Consider the following 16,668-nt stretch of genomic DNA (forward strand, 5'->3'; position numbering starts at 1 on the left):
CGAGAGCGGACACTACGGAGCATAGTGGACGACGGACTCCGTTGTTTAGTTTATATTGGATCTGTCCGTCAAACTCCTCCCGACCCGCGAAGGACTCCTCATGAGCGACTCCACCGCCCCCGCCGGCACCACCGCGCTGCCCCTCTCCGACCGCAGCGGCTGCGCCTGCGGCTGCACCGACGAGGGCGTGCCCGCGCTCGACGCCCGCGAGATCCCCCACGCGATCCGGCACGCGACGATCTTCGGCGCGCTCTCCGGCCTGCGCCCGGGCCAGCAGATGGACCTGGTCGCCCCGCACGACCCGCTGCCGCTGCTCGCCCAGATCACCGACCGCGAGGGCGAGGCCATCACCTGGGACTACCGAGTCCGCGGCCCCGAGGCCTGGACCCTGCGCTTCACCCGCTCCGCCTGAGGATGTGCACCTACTGCGGCTGCGAGTCGATCGGGGTGATCGGCCGGTTCATGGCCGAGCACACCGAGATCATCAACGCCGCCGGCGAGCTGCGCCGGGCCTGCGAGGGCGGCGGCGCCCCGCAGGTCGCGGCGGCCGTCGACCGGGTCGAGGCGCTGCTGCACCCGCACACTCGCGACGAGGAGACCGGGCTGTTCGCCGTGTTGCGCCGCCAGGAGGAGTTCACCGACCACATCGACAGCCTCTGCTCGGAGCACACGACGCTCGATGCCCAGCTCGAGGCGATCCGGCGGGCCGGTGCGGACGTCGACCCCGTGCTCGTCGACGCCTTCCTGCGCGACCTGCGTCACCACATCGACAGGGAGGACAACGGCCTGTTCCCCGCTGCGGCGATCGCGCTGGACTCTCCCGACTGGGCTGAGGTGGACGAGGTGACACCGGCCCTGGCACCCGCGTCCGGGGCCCCAGGAAAGGCACCGGGCCGAGGATGAGCAGCAGCGCGGGCCCCGCCGGCCGCAGTCCGCGCTGGGCCCCGCTGCTCATCGCCGGCGGTGGACTCGCCCTGCTATCCGGGCTCGACGCCGCACTCACCCTGGCCGGTCTGCCCGCTCCCGTCGGCAGCGCGCGGCTGGGGGTCCTGCACGGGCCGCTCATGGTGCTCGGGTTCCTCGGCACCGTCATCGCCCTCGAACGTGCCGTCGCCCTGCGTGCGGGCTGGTCTCTCCTTGCGCCTGCACTGCTGGGCGCCGGGGCCCTCGCCCTGGTCCTGCTGCCCCGGCCGCTGCTCGGACGGTTGCTGCTCGTGCAGGGCATGTTGCTGCTCGTGGTGGTCTACTTCGCGCTGTGGCGGCGCAACGGCGACCTGCTCGTGGCCGTGCAGGCTCTTGGCGCCGTGCTCGCCGCCGCGGCCGCGCTGCTGCTCACCCGCGTTGATGTGGCGGCCGTCATGCCTCTGCTGATCGGCTTCGTCGTGCTGACCATCGCCGCTGAGCGCGTGGAGCTGGCCCGCCTGGCGATGCCGCCCATCGCCCGGGCCACCCTCACCGCCCACGCCACGGCCCTGACCGGCACCGCCGTCGCGGCCGTGCTGTGGCCCTCGACGGGAGGGCGCCTGCTGGGGGTGTCCTTGTTGCTTCTGACGGCCTGGCTCGTCCGGCACGACGTGGCGCGCCGGTTGGTCCGCTCGACCGGCCTGCCGCGCTTCGCCGCCGCCGCGCTCCTCGCCGGCTACGCGTGGCTGGCCGTCGCTGGGCTGGGCCTGGCCCTGCTGGGGTCGCCCGCGGTCTCGGTCGCCGGGTACGACATCGTGGTCCACGCCACCTTCCTCGGCTTCGCGATGTCGATGATCCTGGCTCACGCCCCGGTGATCCTGCCCGCCGTGCTGAGGGTGCACCTGCCCTACACGACGCTCATGTGGGGCCCCTTGGTCCTGCTGCATCTCACGCTGCTCGGACGGGTCCTCACGGTGGCCGCCGGCACGACGACCGGCTGGTACGCCGCGCTCGTCGGCAACATCGCTGCGGTCCTGCTCTTCGTCGCCGTCGCGGCGCTCACCGCGGTCGGCGCGCGGCGCCGCCCGAACGGGCGCGCGCGGCATTCCCGCCACCGCTCCTCCACCCCAACGACCGAGGGACACGAGCCCGCATGCCTGCCCTGACCAGCCCTGCCGTCCCCGACGCCCCGCGACCGACCGGTCCCGCCCGTCCGGGCGGCGCACGGGGCAGGTGGCCGCTGCGCGACTACCCCGGCGTGCTCTGGATGGTGCTCGCGGTGATCACGACCCTGGTGCACCCCTTCGTGCCCGGCTCCCGGTGGCTCATGGTGCACCTGGTGCTGCTCGGCGCCCTGACGCACTCGATCATGGTGTGGAGCACCCACTTCAGCCAGGCGCTGCTGAAGACGGCGCCCGGCCTGGACGACCGTCGCCAACAGAACCGCCGCCTGGTCCTCCTGCTGGTCGGCACCACGACCACCCTGGTCGGCGTGCCCACGGTCCAGTGGTGGGTCACCGCGTCGGGCGCGGCGCTGGTCACCGTCGCCGTCGTCTGGCACGGCGCCCAGCTCTTCCGCAGGCTGCGCACGGCGCTGCCGGGCCGGTTCCGGGTGACGGTGCGGTACTACCTGGCCGCCGCCGCCTGTCTGCCGGTCGGTGTCGCTCTGGGCGCCACCCTCGCGCTGGGTCTCGACGACGCGACGCACGGGCGCATCCTGCTGGCGCACATCAGCGTCAACGTCCTGGGCTGGGTCGGGCTCACCGTCACCGGCACCCTGCTCACCCTGTGGCCCACGATGCTGCGCACCCCCATCGGGTCCGCGGCGGAACGGCGCGCGCGCCAGGCCCTGCCCGGACTTGCCGGCGCGATCGTGCTGCTCGTGGCCGGTGCCCTGGCTGACCTGCGGTGGGTCACCGTGGTCGCGCTCGGCCTGTATGCCGTGGCCCTGGTGTGGTGGGCCTCCGCGGTCCTCGCGCCGGCCCGGACCACCCGCCCGCGCGAGTTCGCCCCGGCCTCGGTCGGTCTGTCGCTGGTCTGGTGGCTGACCGGCATCGTGGTCGTCCTCGTGCGGCTCTCGACCACGCAGACGTGGGCCGAGTTCACCGACGGCTTCGGCACCACCAGCGCGATCCTCGTCGTCGGGTTCGCCGCGCAGCTGCTGACGGGGGCGCTGTCCTACCTGGTCCCGTCGGTGCTCGGCGGCGGGAAGACCGTCGTGCGTGCCGGCCAGGCGTGGTTCGACCGGTGGGGCACCGCGCGGCTGGTCGTCGTCAACGCCGGCCTGCTCCTGTGCCTGCTGCCCGTCCCGAGCATCGTCCGCGTCATCCTGTCCGTGCTCGTCGTCCTGGCCCTCGCGGCGTTCGTCCCGCTGATGCTCAGGGGAATCCGCGCCGCGGTGCGCGCGAAGAAGGAGGTGGAGACGGCCCGCGCCCGGGGAGAACGCCCGGCCGGGGCGGCCCCCACGCCGAGAACTCCCGGCGGCGAGCCCGACCGCATGCCGTCAGTCTGGTCCGGCGGACAGCTGGTGGCCGCGGTGTCCGCGCTCGTGCTGGCCGTGTCGGTCGGCGTCGCGCTCGACCCTTCCGCAGCCGGTTTGGCGGGGGGAACGTCGACCGGTCGGGCGGTCACGGTCGCCCCCACCGGCGCCACCACCACCGTGCAGGTGGCCGCCGTCGACATGCGCTTCCAGCCCGCCCGTATCGAGGTGGCCCGCGGTGATCGCCTCGTCGTCGAGCTGACCAACACCGACCCGACCACCGTGCACGACCTGCAGGTCCTCGGCCAGCGCACGCCCCGCCTGGCCCCAGGCGAGTCAGCCACGCTCGACCTGGGTGTCGTCGGGGAGCCGGCGCAGGGTTGGTGCACGATCGTGGGCCACCGGCAGATGGGCATGGTGTTGGACGTCGTGATGACCGGGGACGACCAGGTGTCTGTCGCCGCTGAGGACCACACCGACCACGACGCCGGGGGCAACGACACCGACGGCCCAACCTTGGTGCACCCCGACCCGCAGGCCTCGGTGACGGACCCGGTCGACCCAGCTCTGCCGCCGGTGACGACGACCGCGGGCACCACGCACCGGCTCACCCTCAGGGCGACCGAGGAGGAGCTCGAGGTCGCCCCCGGCATCACCCAGCTCCGCTGGACCTTCAACGGTCGGGTCCCGGGTCCGACGTTGCGCGGCAAGGTGGGGGACGTCTTCGAGATCACCCTGGTCAACGACGGGACGATGGGTCACTCGATCGACTTCCACGCCGGGGCACTGGCCCCTGACGAGCCGATGCGCACCATCCCACCCGGGGAGTCGCTCGTCTATACCTTCACGGCACAGCGGGCCGGGATCTGGATGTACCACTGCTCGACCATGCCCATGACCAGCCACATCGCGGCCGGCATGCACGGTGCCGTCATCATTGAGCCACCCGAGGGCCTGCCCCCGGTCGACCGGGAGTACCTGCTCGTCCAGTCCGAGGTACACCTCTCCCCCGCCACGGGTCGCGGGGGTGTGCCCGCGGCCGAGGTCGACGCCGTCGCGGCCGCCTCGGACCGGCCGACCTTCCTCACCTTCAACGGCATTGCCAACCAGTACGACGAGCACGTCCTGGACGCCGTGGCGGGAGACCGCGTGCGGCTCTGGGTGCTGGACGCCGGCCCGAACCGTTCGACGTCCTTCCACGTCGTCGGCGGCCAGTTCGACACCGTCTACGCCGAAGGGGCTTGGCGTCTCGGGAGCCCCGAGGGCCCGGCCGAGGGCGCAGGGGCCCAGACTCTGGGCCTGATGGCCGCCCAGGGTGGATTCGTCGAGCTGACCTTCTCCGAACCGGGGTCATACCCGTTCGTCTCCCACGTCATGGCCGACGCCGAGCGCGGCGCCCACGGGGTCATACAGGTCACTGCGCGGACCGACGATTGAACACCCAACCTCGCAGCGCAAATCGCTCCGCAGGCCGAGCCCACCCCAGTGTCCGTCGGTGGCTGAGGACAGCTCAAGTACCGGGGCCTGGAGGACAGGGCGTCCTGACGGACGTGCAGCACACGTGCATCAGTGACCTGAAGCGTCTGAGCGCCTCGGCGATGCGTGCCAACAGAAACCGCAGGTCAGACGTGCCACGCGGCCTGGTCTACCTGCTTTCGCGCAGATAGGCACGTTTGCTGCTGTTGAGCCCGATTCGCCTGCGCCACAGGCGATCTCCGAGCTGGCGAAGGGACTCGAACCCTCAACCACCTGTTTACAAGACAGGTGCGCTACCAATTGCGCCACGCCAGCGCGTCCGGCCCGCAGGCCGGACGGCGCGTCGATGCTACCCGTCTCAGCCGATGACGTTGGAGTTGAGCCACTTCTGCAGGCCGACGACCGTGCGGTGGTTCATGTAGGTCGAGCCGTCCCGGGAGACGCCGATGTAGCTCTGCAGCGCGGCCTGCGACTTCGGGCCCCACACGCCGTCGACACCGGTGCCGACCTTGGCCTGGACGGCCTTGATGGTCCGGGTGTCCCACGCGCCGGTCTCGGCGACGCCGACCCAGCGCTGGACCGCCTTGGTCGTCAGCGGGCCGCGGATGCCGTCGGCCACGAGCGGCGCCATGTCGGAGGCGCTGCCACCCCCGCCACCGCCGCCCTGGTTGCCGCCGGAGCTCATGATGCTGGCGCTGATCCACCCGGAGCGCCCGTCGAGCTTGACCCAGCCGTTGCTGGCCACGCCCTGGAAGCGGGTGCCCTTCGACGCGCCGCCGATGACACCGTAGCTCGTGCCCGGCCCGGAGCGGATGTTCGCACCGGCACCGGCGGTGACCGTCCACGTGGTGGCCTCGCCCGGGGGCGGGGTGGGGTCGGGCTGCGGCTCGGGCTCGGGGTCCGGTGCCGGCGAGCCGCCGCCACCCGGGTAGGGCTCGAGCCCGTTCTGCATGGTCAGCCCCGCGCGCACCGAGCACACCGGCCAGGCGCCCGGGCCCTGCACCCGCAGCACGCGCTGGGCCACGGTGATCTGCTCGACCTTGCTCGCCTGGTGCGCGTAACCGGCGAACTCCTGCCCGCCGAAGCCCTTCCACGTCGGGTGCCAGAACTGCAGCCCGCCGTAGAACCCGTTGCCGGTGTTGATGCTCCAGTTGCCGGTCGACTCGCAGGCCGCGACGCGGTCCCACACGTTGTCGTCGGCCGCGGCGCCCTGGGCGGTGAGCCCGACCGAGGCGAGGGAGGCGGTGCCGGCGAGCGTGGCCTGCCCGGCTCGACGCAGGGCGGCACCCGTGCGGGCGGCGCGGTGGCGGGCGTGGCGGGCCATGGAAGGTCCTTCCGTCTGGGACACAGGTGACGCCTGGGACGAGGCGCCCGGCCCACGTTAGGTCAAGGCGACACGCCTGGGAAGCCCAATGTGACGAGTCTCACGTGACGCAATGCATCGCGTGTGACGGATGTGGCGGTATACCTGGCCCGCCTCAGCGGCTCAGCGCACCCCGAGCGGCAGGTAGTCCCACGGGCTCGCCCCACCCGGCAGCGGCCACCACGAGACCACGTCGCCGTCCATGAGCGACCAGTACGCCAGGCCCGCCCCGCCGGCGAGGCACAGGGTCACGAGGACCATCGTCGCCACCCCCGGCGGCACGACGCCGCGGACCACGGTGCGGGACCCGCGCCGCAGCGAGGTGCTCCCGAGGCCCCACCAGCCCAGCCACCCACCGACGAGGGAGCCGGTGCCCACGGCCACCGGGTGGGCGAACCCCACCCCCGGAGCCAGCTCGGTCGTCGTCAGCAGCCCCGACATCACCATGGCCACCACGCCCGCGATCGCGAGCGGCAGCAGCAGCGAGAGCACCGTCGCCAAGGTGGCGGTCAGCAGGTGCCACGGCGAGGCCACGACCGCCATCGGCACGTCGCTGGGGCGCGGGCCGTTCTGGTGCCGCCGCAGGACCAGGCCGGTCAGCGACCGGTCGACGGTGCGCGCGACGACGCCCCACACGGCATACAGCCCCCACGCCAGCAGCGGCGCCGCGGCCGCGACCGCGGTGAAGCCGACGAGCATCGCCGCGAGGGTCCCGCGGCGCGCGCTGCGCCCGATCCGCGGGTCCGGCTGCCGCTGCTGGGGGTCCAGGGGGCTGGGTCGCTCCGCTCCCTCGGGGTATGCCGTGGCCGCACCCCCGGCGCCGCGGTCGGCGTAGGCGACCGGCGGGTTCGGCGAGGGGTCGGGGAAGGACGACCGCGGACTCTCGCCGCGCTGACCACCCTGCGCCCACCGCTGCGCCTCGCGCGGGTCTGCCGGCCACTGCTGCGGCTCGCGCGCCTGGCCCGCACCGGCGAACCCGGCATACGTCCCGGCGGCCCGGCCGTCCCACTCCCGCGTCTGCGGGCCGCTCGGCGCGGCCCGGGTCGGGTCGGGGCGGCGTACCGGCGCCTGCCGGGTCTGCGGACCCTGCGGCGTCGCCCGGGTGGCGTCCGCCGAGGGTGCGTCCGCGGGGGGCGCCGCCCAGGCGGCAGCCCCGGCGGCACGATGCACCTGCGTCGCGTCCGCGCCCCGGTCCGACCCACCGTCCGCCGCGTCCTGCGGCACCCGGGGCAGCGCGCCGGTGACGTCCTGGCCCCGGGCATACAGCTCGACCGCCTCGAGCACCTCCCGGGCGTCCGGCCGCCAGGACGGCTTCGGCGACAGGGCGAGCGCGAGCAGCGGCGCCAGCTCGGGGTCCACCCCGTCCAGCTGCACCCTCCCCCGCACGACCCGGTCGAGGACCACCGTCATCGGCCCGCGCCCGAACGGCGGGTGCCCGGACGCGGCGAAGGCCAGGCACGCCGCCCAGCCCCACCAGTCCGTCGCCTCGGTGATGTCGCCGCCGTCGACGAGCTCGGGCGAGAGGTAGCCCGGCGTCCCCATGACGAGCCCGGTCGAGGTGAGCCGCACGTCGTCGGCCACCTGGGCGATGCCGAAGTCGATGACGACCGGGTCCAGCTGCTCACCCTCCCCCACCAGCAGGACGTTGCCCGGCTTGAGGTCCCGGTGCACGATGCCGACCCCGTGGATCGCCTGCAGAGCGTCGGCCAGCCCCCGGGCCAGGCGCAGCAGCGGCTCCCGCCCCAGGCCGCCGCGCTCCTCGATGACGACGTCGAGAGGTCGCCCGGGGACGAACTCGGTGACGATGTAGGGCGCCGGCCCGTCGACGTCGGCGTCGATCACCGCCGCCACCCGCGGGTGGTGGACCCGCGCCAGGGTGTGCACCTCGCGCCGCAGCCGCTCGCGGGCGCCGTCGTCGTGCGCAATGTGGCTGCGCAGCACCTTGATGGCGACCTCGCGACCCCGCTCGTCGCTCGCCCGCCAGACGACCCCCATACCCCCCTCGCCGATGCGCTCCTGCAGCGTCCACGGACCGAGCCGCCGGGGGACGACGATCTGCTGGGTGTCCGCGGAGCCGCCGCCGGAGGGCACCGGGCGGGTCACGTCCGGGTGGCTCGAGCGCGGCATCTCGGTGGTCACGTACTCCACGGTAGGGGGTCTTCCTGGATCTCAGATGTCTGGCGGGCGGCCCCGGTGTGGCGCGTGCGCGAGAGGGCACCGGCGCCAGGACCGGTTCCGGTGGAGAACGTGCAAGGGTGGGACCCGGTTCCCCCGGCGTGCGGCCCGCGCACCTCGTAGGCTGACCACGACCACACGGACCACTGACCTGGAGGTATGTCGATGGGCTCGAGCGCCAGGTACGACTTCGTCATCGCGGCCAACCGGTTGCCGGTGGACCAGCACACCAACCCCGACGGCAGCACCGAGTGGCGCACCGCCCCCGGCGGGTTGGTGACCGCCATGGACTCGGTGATGCGCAGCTGGGAGGGCAATGCCGCGTGGGTGGGGTGGGCCGGCTTCCCGGGTGAGGCCCCCGAGCCGTTCGACGAGGGGAAGCTGCGCCTGCACCCGGTGCCGCTGTCGACCAAGGAGCTCTCCGACTACTACGAGGGCTTCTCCAACGACACCCTGTGGCCGCTCTACCACGACGTCATCGTCCCGCCGACGTTCCACCGCTCCTGGTGGACCTGCTACCGCGAGATCAACCAGCGCTTCGCCGAGGCGGTGTGCGAGGTCGCCGCCGAGGGCGCGACCGTGTGGATCCACGACTACCAGCTGCAGCTGGTCCCGGCCCTGGTCCGCGACCGTCGCCCCGACGTGCGCATCGGCTGGTTCAACCACATCCCCTTCCCCCCGGTCGAGCTCTTCGCCCAGCTACCGTGGCGCTCCAGCATCCTGCGCGGCCTGCTCGGCGCCGACTTCCTCGGCTTCCAGCGCCCCGACGACGCCCGCAACTTCGGCCGTTCCTGCCGGGCCGTCCTCGGGGCCACGACCAAGGGCGAGAAGATCGAGTGGTCCGGGGCTGACGACGACCGCCTCGGCGGCGCCCCCCGCACGGTGCGGGCGGCCGCCGTCCCCATCTCCATCGATGCCGTCGGCCTGCGCGAGCTGGCGGACTCCGAGGCCGTCCAGGAGCGGGCCGAGGAGATCCGCGCCTCGCTCGGCAACCCCGACGTCGTCGTGCTCGGCGTCGACCGGCTCGACTACACCAAGGGCATCCGCCATCGCCTGCGCGCGATCGGCGAGCTCTACGACGACGGCTCCATCTCCCCCGACGAGGTGACCTTCATCCAGGTGGCGACCCCGAGCCGGGAGCGGGTGGAGGCCTACCGCACCCTGCGCGAGCAGATCGAGGGGACGGTGGGCCGGATCAACGGCGACGTCTCGCACCTCGGCGCGACCGCCATCCACTACCTGCACCAGTCCTACCCCCGCGAGGAGATGGCCGCGCTCTACCAGGTCGCCGATGTCATGCTCATCACCCCGCTGCGCGACGGGATGAACCTCGTGGCCAAGGAGTACGTCACCGCCCGCCACGACGGCAAGGGCGCCCTCGTCCTGTCCGAGTTCACCGGGGCCGCGCAGGAGATGCCGCAGGCCTACCTGTGCAACCCGCACGACATCACCGGGCTCAAGGAGACCATCCTGCGCGCGATCAGCGACGAGCCCGCCGAGAAGGAGCGCCGGATGAAGGCGCTGCGTCGTCGCGTGCGCAAGCACGACGTGCAGACGTGGGCGCAGGACTTCCTCAACGGCCTGGAGTCGGCGCCGGAGCGGCCCCGCAGCGGCGCCAGGGGCGAGGCGTGAGCGGCCCGCCCCAGCTGGACACCGCCCTCGTCGCGGCGCTCGCCGACTTCGCCGCCCACGACCGCGTCCTCGTCGCCACCGACTTCGACGGGGTCCTCGCCCCGCTCGTGGTCGACCCCATGGACTCCCGCCCCGTCGAGGGAGGTATGCCGGCCCTCGCCTCCCTCGCCGACCTCCCCGGCACGACGGTCGCCCTGGTCAGCGGGCGGGCCCTCGACCCGCTGCGCGAGCTCTCCGGCGCAGCCCTCGACGGGCCGCTCGTGCTCATCGGCAGCCACGGCGCCGAGGACTCCCGCGCGGAGGGCGGCCTGGCCCTGGACGACGACCAGCAGGCGCTGCTCTCGACCCTCGACGACGAGCTGGGGACCCTGCGCGAGGAGCACCCGGGCCTGCGGGTCGAGGACAAGCCGGCCGGCCGGGTCGTGCACACCCGGGGCCTGCCCGAGGACGAGGCCCAGGCCGCCCTGGACGCCGCCCGGGAGCTGGGGGCACGGCATACCTCGCTGGAGGTGACGCCCGGCAAGGGCGTCGTCGAGCTCGCCGCCGCGCACGTCGGCAAGGGCGTCGCGCTCGTGGCGCTGGCCGACGAGGTGGGCGCCGAGGCGGTGTTCTACGCCGGCGACGACCTCACCGACGAGCACGGCTTCGAGGCCCTGGCCGACGACGCGGACGCCGACCGCGCGGCACGGCGGCTCACGGTGCACGTCGGCGACGGCGAGACGCAGGCGCGCTTCCGGGTCGCGGACGAGCAGGCGATGGTCGCGCTGCTGCAGGCGCTGCTCGACGCCCGCCGCGCGGCCACCGCGCGCTGAGGCCCGTGCCCTCACCCGCCCCCATCACGACCGAGCGCCGCGAATGGTTGGCCCTCACCCCCACCGAGCGCCGCCCATGGTTGCCCCCACCCCACCGGGCGCCGCGAATGGTTGCCCACGGAGCGGTTGGAGCGCTCTCAGCGCCGGACAGGCCCTGTCGACTCCCGCAGGATGAGCTCGGGGTCGAAGAGGTACTCCCGCCGGTCCACCGGCTCGCCCGCGATCTCCTCGAGCACCGCCGTGACCGCCGCCTCGGCCATCCCCATGACGTCCATGCGCACCGTCGTGAGCGGCGGGTCGACGAAGGTCATGAAAGGCACGTCGTCGCCGCCGACGACGGACAGGTCGCCCGGCACGCTGAGCCCCAGCTGCGTCGCCGCCCGCATGACGCCCAGCGCCATGACGTCCGAGCCGCAGACGATCCCGGTCGCCCCGGCCTCGATGAGCTGGCGCCCGGCGGCCGCACCGCCCTCGACGGAGAAGAGGGTCGTGCAGATGAGCTCGTCGAGGTCCACCCCGTCGCTGCCGTCGAGGTCGGCCATCGCCGCGCGGAAGCCCTCGATCCGCCGCTCCACGGGGACGTAGCGCGCCGGGCCCGTCGCGAAGCCGATGCGGGTATGCCCCAGGTCGCGCAGGTGCCGCACCGCCAGCCGCATGGAGGCGTGGTCGTCGTGGCTGATGAAGGTCGCGTCGATGCCCTCGCGGTAGCCGTTGACCAGGGCGATGGGCAGCCCGCGCTCGCGCAGCGCGGTGTAGCGGTCGATGGCGGCCCGGGAGTCGGCGTGGTAGCCGCTGACGAAGACGATGGCCGAGACGCCGCGGTCCAGCAGCATCTGGACGTACTCGTCCTCGTGCACCCCGCCCGGAGTCTGCGTGCAGAGCACCGGGGTGAAGCCGGCCGCCGCCATCTGCGTCTCGATCGACTGGGCGAACATCGGGAAGACCGGGTTGGTGAGCTCGGGGGTGATGAGCCCGACGAGGCCGGCGCTGTTGCGGGACAGCTTGCCGGGCCGCTCGTAGCCCAGGACGTCGACCGCGGTGAGCACGGCCTGGCGGGTCGCCACCGCCACGCCCGGCTTGTCGTTGAGCACCCGGCTGACGGTCGCCTCGCTCACCCCGGCATACGCCGCGAGGTCGGCGAGCCGACCGCGCGAGGCGCCCGAGCCCTCACCCGCGCCGGGGCGGACGGGGACGGATGTGCTGCTCACCAACCACCTCGGTAGGTCTCGGGCACCGGCTCCCAGGCCGGTGCGTCGGTCGCCCAGGTCCACACCTGCACGGTCGGGCCGGGCGCGGCCAGCCGCACCCCGCTCCCGGTCACGTCGAGCCCCGCGGTCTGCGGTGTCCGGCCCTGCGCGGCCCCTGCTCCGGCCACCTGGGTGGTCGGGATCTCGACGCCGTCGTGGGCCGCCCGCGCGACGTGCACGAGGGCCGTCTGCTCCGGGTGCTCCCGCAGGAAGACCATGACGTCCCCCTCAGCATAGAGCCACCGCATCCCGCCGCCCCAGAGCGCCGGGGAGTCGTGCCGCAGCGCGATGAGCTGCCGGTAGTGCTTGACGAGCCCGGCGTCCCACAACCCGTCCTCGGTGTCCCGCGACGCCCAGGGCATCGGGCGTCGCCCGTCCTCCCCGAAGTCGCCCGGCATACCGATCTCATCACCGTAGGTGATCATCGGGATCCCCGGCATCGTCAGCAGCAGCCCGGCGGCCACCCTCACCTGGTCCACGTCGTCGCCGACGAGGGTGTGCACCCGGGTGGTGTCGTGCGACCCGACGAGGGTCATCGAGTGGGTCCACGCCCGCCAGGACACGATCGAGCAGAAGTCGCGCATGGTCTCGGCGACCAGCTCGGCCCCGAGCCGGGGCACCTGCAGGGGGCTGCCCAGGAACTTCGGCGCGAAGTCCGCCGCGCGCAGCCAGGTCCAGACGGGCCGGGTGAAGCCGGAGTAGTTCATCACCCCGTGCCAGCCGTCGCCGTCGACGTCCCGGCTGTGGTCGTGGGTGTGCTCGGCGATGAGCAGGCCCTGCCCGCCGGTCGCCCGGTCCACCGCGGCCCGGGTCTCGCGGGCCACCTGGTGGGTGAGGTCGACCCCCTTGTAGCGCCCGGTCATGTTGGCGACGTCGACCCGCCAGGAGTCGAAGCCGCCGCCCTCCCCCAGCCAGCGCTCAATGACCGACCCCGGCCCCTCGGTGAGCCTCGCCCGCAGCCCGTCGGCGGAGTGGTCCAGCTTGGGCAGGCTCGCCACGCCCAGCCAGGTGACCCACCGCTCGTCGTCGCGGACGTACCACCCGCCCTGCTCGCCGTCCGGGTCCTGCCGGGCGGCGGCATACCACTCGTGCCGGTCGCCGGTGTGGTTGGTGGTGATGTCGCCCATGACGCGTATGCCGTGCTCGTGCGCCGCCTCCTGCAGCCGCAGCAGCGCCGCGTCGCCGCCGAGCACCGGGTCGACCGCCTCGAAGGTGGAGGCGTCGTAGCGGTGGTTGGAGCGGGCCGGGAAGACCGGGGTGAGGTAGAGCACGTCGGCGCCGAGGTCGACGAGGTGGTCCAGCCGCTCCCGGGCGCCGTCGAGGGTGCCGCCGAAGACCTGGGCCGGGTTGTCCCCCCGGCCCAGGGCCACGGGGTCGTCCCACCGGGCGGGCACGGCCCAGTCGGGCAGGTCGGTGCGCGGCCCGCCGGGGTCGCCGACCGGCTCCACCGTCTCGTCGCGCGCGAACCGGTCGGGGAAGACCTGGTAGACGACCGCGCGCTGCGCCCAGTCCGGCGGCGGCGCGTGGGTGACGAGCCGGAAGTCGCTGGTGTCGGGCACGTCGCGCAGGTGCACGCCGGTGCCGTTGAGCCAGCGGTATGCCGGCACGTCCTCCGCGTCGCTCTGCAGCAGGAAGCGGTAGGTGGTCACCGGGTTGTGGCAGAGCACCTCCCCCTGCCACCAGTCCTCGTCCTCGGTCCGCCGCACGACGCGGGCGTCGGTGAAGAACTGCTCGCCGTCGGGCGTGGTGCGCACGTGCACGGCGCCCACCGCCGCGGCCCGTGGCACCCGCACCCGCACCGACACCACCGCGCCGGGCGCGGGGTGCTGGTCGCTGACGTAGAGCGGTGACCCGTCGTGGTGAGGATCGACCGCCCGGCTCACTTGACCGAGCCCGCGGTCATGCCGCCGATGAGCAGGCGCTGGAGGCTGAGGTAGACGAGCACCACCGGCAGCGAGGCGAGCAGGGCGCCGGCGACGAACTGGCCGAAGTACTCGTTCTGGTTGGCGTTGCGGGTCGCGTAGAGCCCGACGGCCAGGGTCTGGTCGTCCGCGTCGGTGAGGAAGATGCTGGCGAGCAGGAACTCGCCCCAGAGGCCGACGAAGGCCAGGATGCCCACCGTCGCGAGAATCGGCGTCACCAGCGGGATGATGATGGTGAAGAACACCCGGGCGTGGCTCGCGCCGTCGATCTTGGCCGCCTCGTCCAGCTCCTTGGGGATGGTGTCGAAGTAGCCCTTGAACAGCCAGATGTTGGCGCCCATCGCGCCGCCGAGGTAGACGAGCAGCAGGCCCCAGAGGGTGTTCAGGCCGATCTGCGGGATGACCTCGCCGACGGTCGCGAAGGTGATGTAGAGCGCCACGAAGGCCAGCAGGGCGGGGAACATCTGCACCAGCAGGATGAAGAGGAGCCCGAACCGGCGGCCGGTCCAGCGCAGCCGGGAGAAGGCGTAGGCCGCCGCCGCCCCCAGCATGAGGGTCGCCGCGGTGGCGACCCCGCAGATGATGAGCGAGTTCTTGTACCACGTCCAGTAGGGCCGGGCGCCGTCGCTGAACAGCGCGTCGAAGTTGCGCAGCCCCAATCGGGTCGGCAGCAGCCCTGAGGTGGACAGCGTGCCGGCGTTGTTGAACGCCGAGGACACGATGAAGACGATCGGGAAGAGGGCGAAGGCCAGCGCCAGCAGGGCCAGCGCGTGCCGCCACCAGACGGCGCGGAAGGAGGTGCGTCGTGACTTCCGCGTGACGGTGTAGACGTCGGCGGCGGCGGTGCCGAGCCGGCCGCCGCGACCCCGGTCGCTGCCGTGCGCGTCGACCGACCCGAGGGTGCTGCTGGTGGGGTCCTGGGGAGAAGTCATGTCAGTTCACGTCCTCGAGCGCCGCGGTACGGGTGAAGCCGAAGTAGCTGATGACGGCCACCAGGAAGAAGATGATGACCGAGATGGCCGAGGCGAAGCCGAAGTTCGGCGACGCGCCGCCCAGGGCCAGCCGGTAGGCCAGGGTGATGAGCAGGTCGGTGGAGCCGATCGAGCTCTGCCCGCCTACGAACGGCCCGCCCTCGGTGAGCAGCCAGATGAGCCCGAAGTTGTTGAAGTTGAAGGCGAAGGAGGCGATCATCAGCGGGCCGACGGCCACGAGGAGCAGCGGCATGATGACCCGCCGGACCGTGGCGAAGGCGCCGGCCCCGTCGATGGCCGCCGCCTCCTTGACGTCGCTGGGGATGGCCTGCAGGGCCCCGGTGCAGACGATGAACCAGTAGGGGAACCCCAGCCACAGGTTGGTGATGAGCACGGCGACCCGCGCCCACCAGGCGCTGCCGAGCCAGTTGATGTCCAGCCCGAAGAGGTTGTTGATGAGGCCGAAGTCCTGGTTGAACATCGACGCCCAGACGAGCGCCGTCACGTAGATCGGGAGGGCGTAGGGGAGGATGAGGATCGAGCGGTAGATCCCCTTGCCCTTGAGCCGCTCGTCATTCATGAGCAGCGCGATCGCCATGCCGAGCAGGAACGTCGCGACCACCGTGAAGGCGGCGAAGAAGACGTTCCAGACGAAGACCTTGGTCAGGCCCTCCCGCAGGGTCGCGTTGGTGAAGGCGTTGGTGTAGTTCTCGAATCCGACGAACTCGCGCCACCCCTGGGGCAGCGCGGCGCCCTCCCCGTTCTCGGGCACGAAGTTGGCGTCCTCGGCGACGTAGACCGTGCCCGTCACCGTGTCGGTGATGGTGTCGGCCTCCTCGTCGTAGACCCTCGTCGGGGTGCCGATGAAGGCTTCGGACAGCCCCACCTGCCGGATGCCGGCGGTCTGCTCCCCCGCGTCGTTGAACACCGGGACGCCGAAGTCGGCGAGGTCGTCGGACCGTTCGTTGACCTCCTGAGGGGTCAGCGTGGTCCAGCCGGGGGCGGAGATGATGCGCCCCGTCGGGCCCGCCTCAACGCCGTCGGCGGGCAGCTCCTCCAGCCCGTCGAGGGTGCCGACGTAGTAGGTCCCCTCCGCATCGGTGAGCAGGTAGGCGAGGTCACCGGTGGCCACGTCCCCGCCCTCGGGGACGGCGATGTTCAAGGCATACCGGCTGCTGCCCTCGACCTCGCGCACCGAGTTGGCCACGATGGAGGCGACCGCCTCCTCCTTGGAGCTGATGTGGCCGTCACCGAAGTTGGTGAAGGAGATCTGCACCGTGTAGATCAGCGGCCAGATCTGCAGCAGCAGCATGAGCAGGACGCCGGGGAAGAGGTACTTCGCCGGGATCGCCCGCTTCGTCGCGTAGACCGCGAGCACGCACAGGGCGATGAAGCCGATGAGCGAGACCATGATCCAGTAGCCGGCCTCGATCACCTGCTGGGCCATCCAGCCCAGCACCGCGAGGGTCAGCAGGATCAGACCCCACTTGACGACCTGCACCCACAGCGGGGTGCGCGAGCTGAACTCGAGGTGCTCCCCGGTCGGCTCGAGGTTCTCCAGCGCAGCGTCGACCTCGCTGCTCCGTGTCTGCGACATCGTCGTCGTCCCTCTCTTGCTGCGGCCGTCGGCCTGCGGGGTGGTGCTGCTGGGGCTGGTGCTTCAGGGGGTGGCGCCACAGGGGTGGTGC

Annotated in this window: 12 protein-coding genes and 1 tRNA gene; 6 read left to right on the plus strand and 7 right to left on the minus strand. The window is 72.8% G+C overall.

The genetic code is table 11. The annotated features are described in order from the left end of the window. Window positions 1–100 precede the first annotated feature (100 nt). Genes AVL62_RS01705 through AVL62_RS01720 form a run of 4 tightly spaced genes read left to right on the plus strand, consistent with a single transcriptional unit; the run spans window position 101 to window position 4,819 of the window. Window positions 101–412 (plus strand): DUF2249 domain-containing protein, encoded by a 312-nt coding sequence (locus tag AVL62_RS01705; RefSeq protein WP_058889970.1) that lies wholly within the window; start codon window positions 101–103, stop codon window positions 410–412. Between the two features lie 50 nt (window positions 413–462). Next, the gene (locus tag AVL62_RS01710; RefSeq protein ID WP_235585461.1) at window positions 463–903 is read left to right on the plus strand and encodes a hemerythrin domain-containing protein; all 441 of its coding nucleotides are present in this window, start codon (window positions 463–465) and stop codon (window positions 901–903) included. Further along, the gene (locus tag AVL62_RS01715) at window positions 900–2,069 is read left to right on the plus strand and encodes a hypothetical protein (RefSeq protein ID WP_201023171.1); all 1,170 of its coding nucleotides are present in this window, start codon (window positions 900–902) and stop codon (window positions 2,067–2,069) included. The genes AVL62_RS01710 and AVL62_RS01715 overlap by 4 nt, the downstream gene beginning before the upstream one ends. Continuing rightward, the gene (locus tag AVL62_RS01720; RefSeq protein WP_058889972.1) at window positions 2,057–4,819 is read left to right on the plus strand and encodes a multicopper oxidase domain-containing protein; all 2,763 of its coding nucleotides are present in this window, start codon (window positions 2,057–2,059) and stop codon (window positions 4,817–4,819) included. The genes AVL62_RS01715 and AVL62_RS01720 overlap by 13 nt, the downstream gene beginning before the upstream one ends. A 281-nt stretch (window positions 4,820–5,100) precedes the next feature. Here the strand turns inward: AVL62_RS01720 and AVL62_RS01725 are convergent. The 3 genes from AVL62_RS01725 to AVL62_RS01735 all read right to left on the minus strand — a co-directional run bounded on the left by AVL62_RS01725 (window position 5,101) and on the right by AVL62_RS01735 (window position 8,360). Beyond that, a tRNA-Thr gene (locus AVL62_RS01725) sits at window positions 5,101–5,173 on the minus strand. Window positions 5,174–5,216: 43 nt separating this feature from the next. Next, window positions 5,217–6,182, minus strand: a complete 966-nt coding sequence (locus AVL62_RS18105) for a transglycosylase family protein (RefSeq protein ID WP_058889973.1) — start codon at window positions 6,180–6,182, stop codon at window positions 5,217–5,219. Between the two features lie 162 nt (window positions 6,183–6,344). Then, window positions 6,345–8,360, minus strand: coding sequence for a protein kinase domain-containing protein (locus tag AVL62_RS01735; RefSeq protein ID WP_153011603.1), 2,016 nt, complete (start codon window positions 8,358–8,360; stop codon window positions 6,345–6,347). 201 nt (window positions 8,361–8,561) lie between these two features. Here AVL62_RS01735 and AVL62_RS01740 point away from each other — a divergent pair, with 201 nt between their 5' ends. Next, on the plus strand, window positions 8,562–10,028 hold the full coding sequence (locus tag AVL62_RS01740; protein WP_058890166.1) for an alpha,alpha-trehalose-phosphate synthase (UDP-forming): 1,467 nt from the start codon (window positions 8,562–8,564) through the stop codon (window positions 10,026–10,028). Then, entirely contained in the window at window positions 10,025–10,840 is an 816-nt protein-coding gene (gene otsB, locus AVL62_RS01745) for a trehalose-phosphatase (RefSeq protein WP_058889975.1), read from the plus strand. Before AVL62_RS01740 ends, otsB begins: the two co-directional genes overlap by 4 nt. Before the next feature lie 137 nt (window positions 10,841–10,977). On the opposite strand, the gene AVL62_RS01750 is transcribed toward otsB, so the two are convergent. Genes AVL62_RS01750 through AVL62_RS01765 form a run of 4 tightly spaced genes read right to left on the minus strand, consistent with a single transcriptional unit; the run spans window position 10,978 to window position 16,577 of the window. After that, window positions 10,978–12,048: a LacI family DNA-binding transcriptional regulator gene (locus AVL62_RS01750; RefSeq protein ID WP_153011604.1), complete on the minus strand. Its 1,071-nt coding sequence runs from the start codon at window positions 12,046–12,048 to the stop codon at window positions 10,978–10,980. Continuing rightward, on the minus strand, window positions 12,045–13,970 hold the full coding sequence (locus AVL62_RS01755; protein WP_083518591.1) for a glycoside hydrolase family 13 protein: 1,926 nt from the start codon (window positions 13,968–13,970) through the stop codon (window positions 12,045–12,047). The genes AVL62_RS01750 and AVL62_RS01755 overlap by 4 nt, the downstream gene beginning before the upstream one ends. Further along, a complete protein-coding gene (locus tag AVL62_RS01760) occupies window positions 13,967–14,941 on the minus strand; it encodes a sugar ABC transporter permease (RefSeq protein WP_058889976.1) in 975 nt (324 codons plus the stop codon). Before AVL62_RS01760 ends, AVL62_RS01755 begins: the two co-directional genes overlap by 4 nt. 1 nt (window position 14,942) lies before the next feature. After that, a complete protein-coding gene (locus tag AVL62_RS01765; RefSeq protein ID WP_083518592.1) occupies window positions 14,943–16,577 on the minus strand; it encodes an ABC transporter permease subunit in 1,635 nt (544 codons plus the stop codon). Window positions 16,578–16,668 lie beyond the last annotated feature (91 nt).

This window comes from Serinicoccus chungangensis, from assembly GCF_001483745.1.
Lineage (GTDB): Bacteria > Actinomycetota > Actinomycetes > Actinomycetales > Dermatophilaceae > Ornithinicoccus > Ornithinicoccus chungangensis_A.

What these genes read in the sequence shown, in the direction of transcription:
- AVL62_RS18105 (WP_058889973.1), bottom strand. Translation starts at nt 6,182, where the DNA reads ATGGCCCGCCACGCCCGCCACCGCGCCGCCCGCACGGGTGCCGCCCTG.
- AVL62_RS01705 (WP_058889970.1), top strand. Translation starts at nt 101, where the DNA reads ATGAGCGACTCCACCGCCCCCGCCGGCACCACCGCGCTGCCCCTCTCC.
- AVL62_RS01715 (WP_201023171.1), top strand. Translation starts at nt 900, where the DNA reads ATGAGCAGCAGCGCGGGCCCCGCCGGCCGCAGTCCGCGCTGGGCCCCG.
- AVL62_RS01760 (WP_058889976.1), bottom strand. Translation starts at nt 14,941, where the DNA reads ATGACTTCTCCCCAGGACCCCACCAGCAGCACCCTCGGGTCGGTCGAC.
- AVL62_RS01710 (WP_235585461.1), top strand. Translation starts at nt 463, where the DNA reads ATGGCCGAGCACACCGAGATCATCAACGCCGCCGGCGAGCTGCGCCGG.
- AVL62_RS01720 (WP_058889972.1), top strand. Translation starts at nt 2,057, where the DNA reads ATGCCTGCCCTGACCAGCCCTGCCGTCCCCGACGCCCCGCGACCGACC.
- AVL62_RS01765 (WP_083518592.1), bottom strand. Translation starts at nt 16,577, where the DNA reads ATGTCGCAGACACGGAGCAGCGAGGTCGACGCTGCGCTGGAGAACCTC.
- AVL62_RS01740 (WP_058890166.1), top strand. Translation starts at nt 8,562, where the DNA reads ATGGGCTCGAGCGCCAGGTACGACTTCGTCATCGCGGCCAACCGGTTG.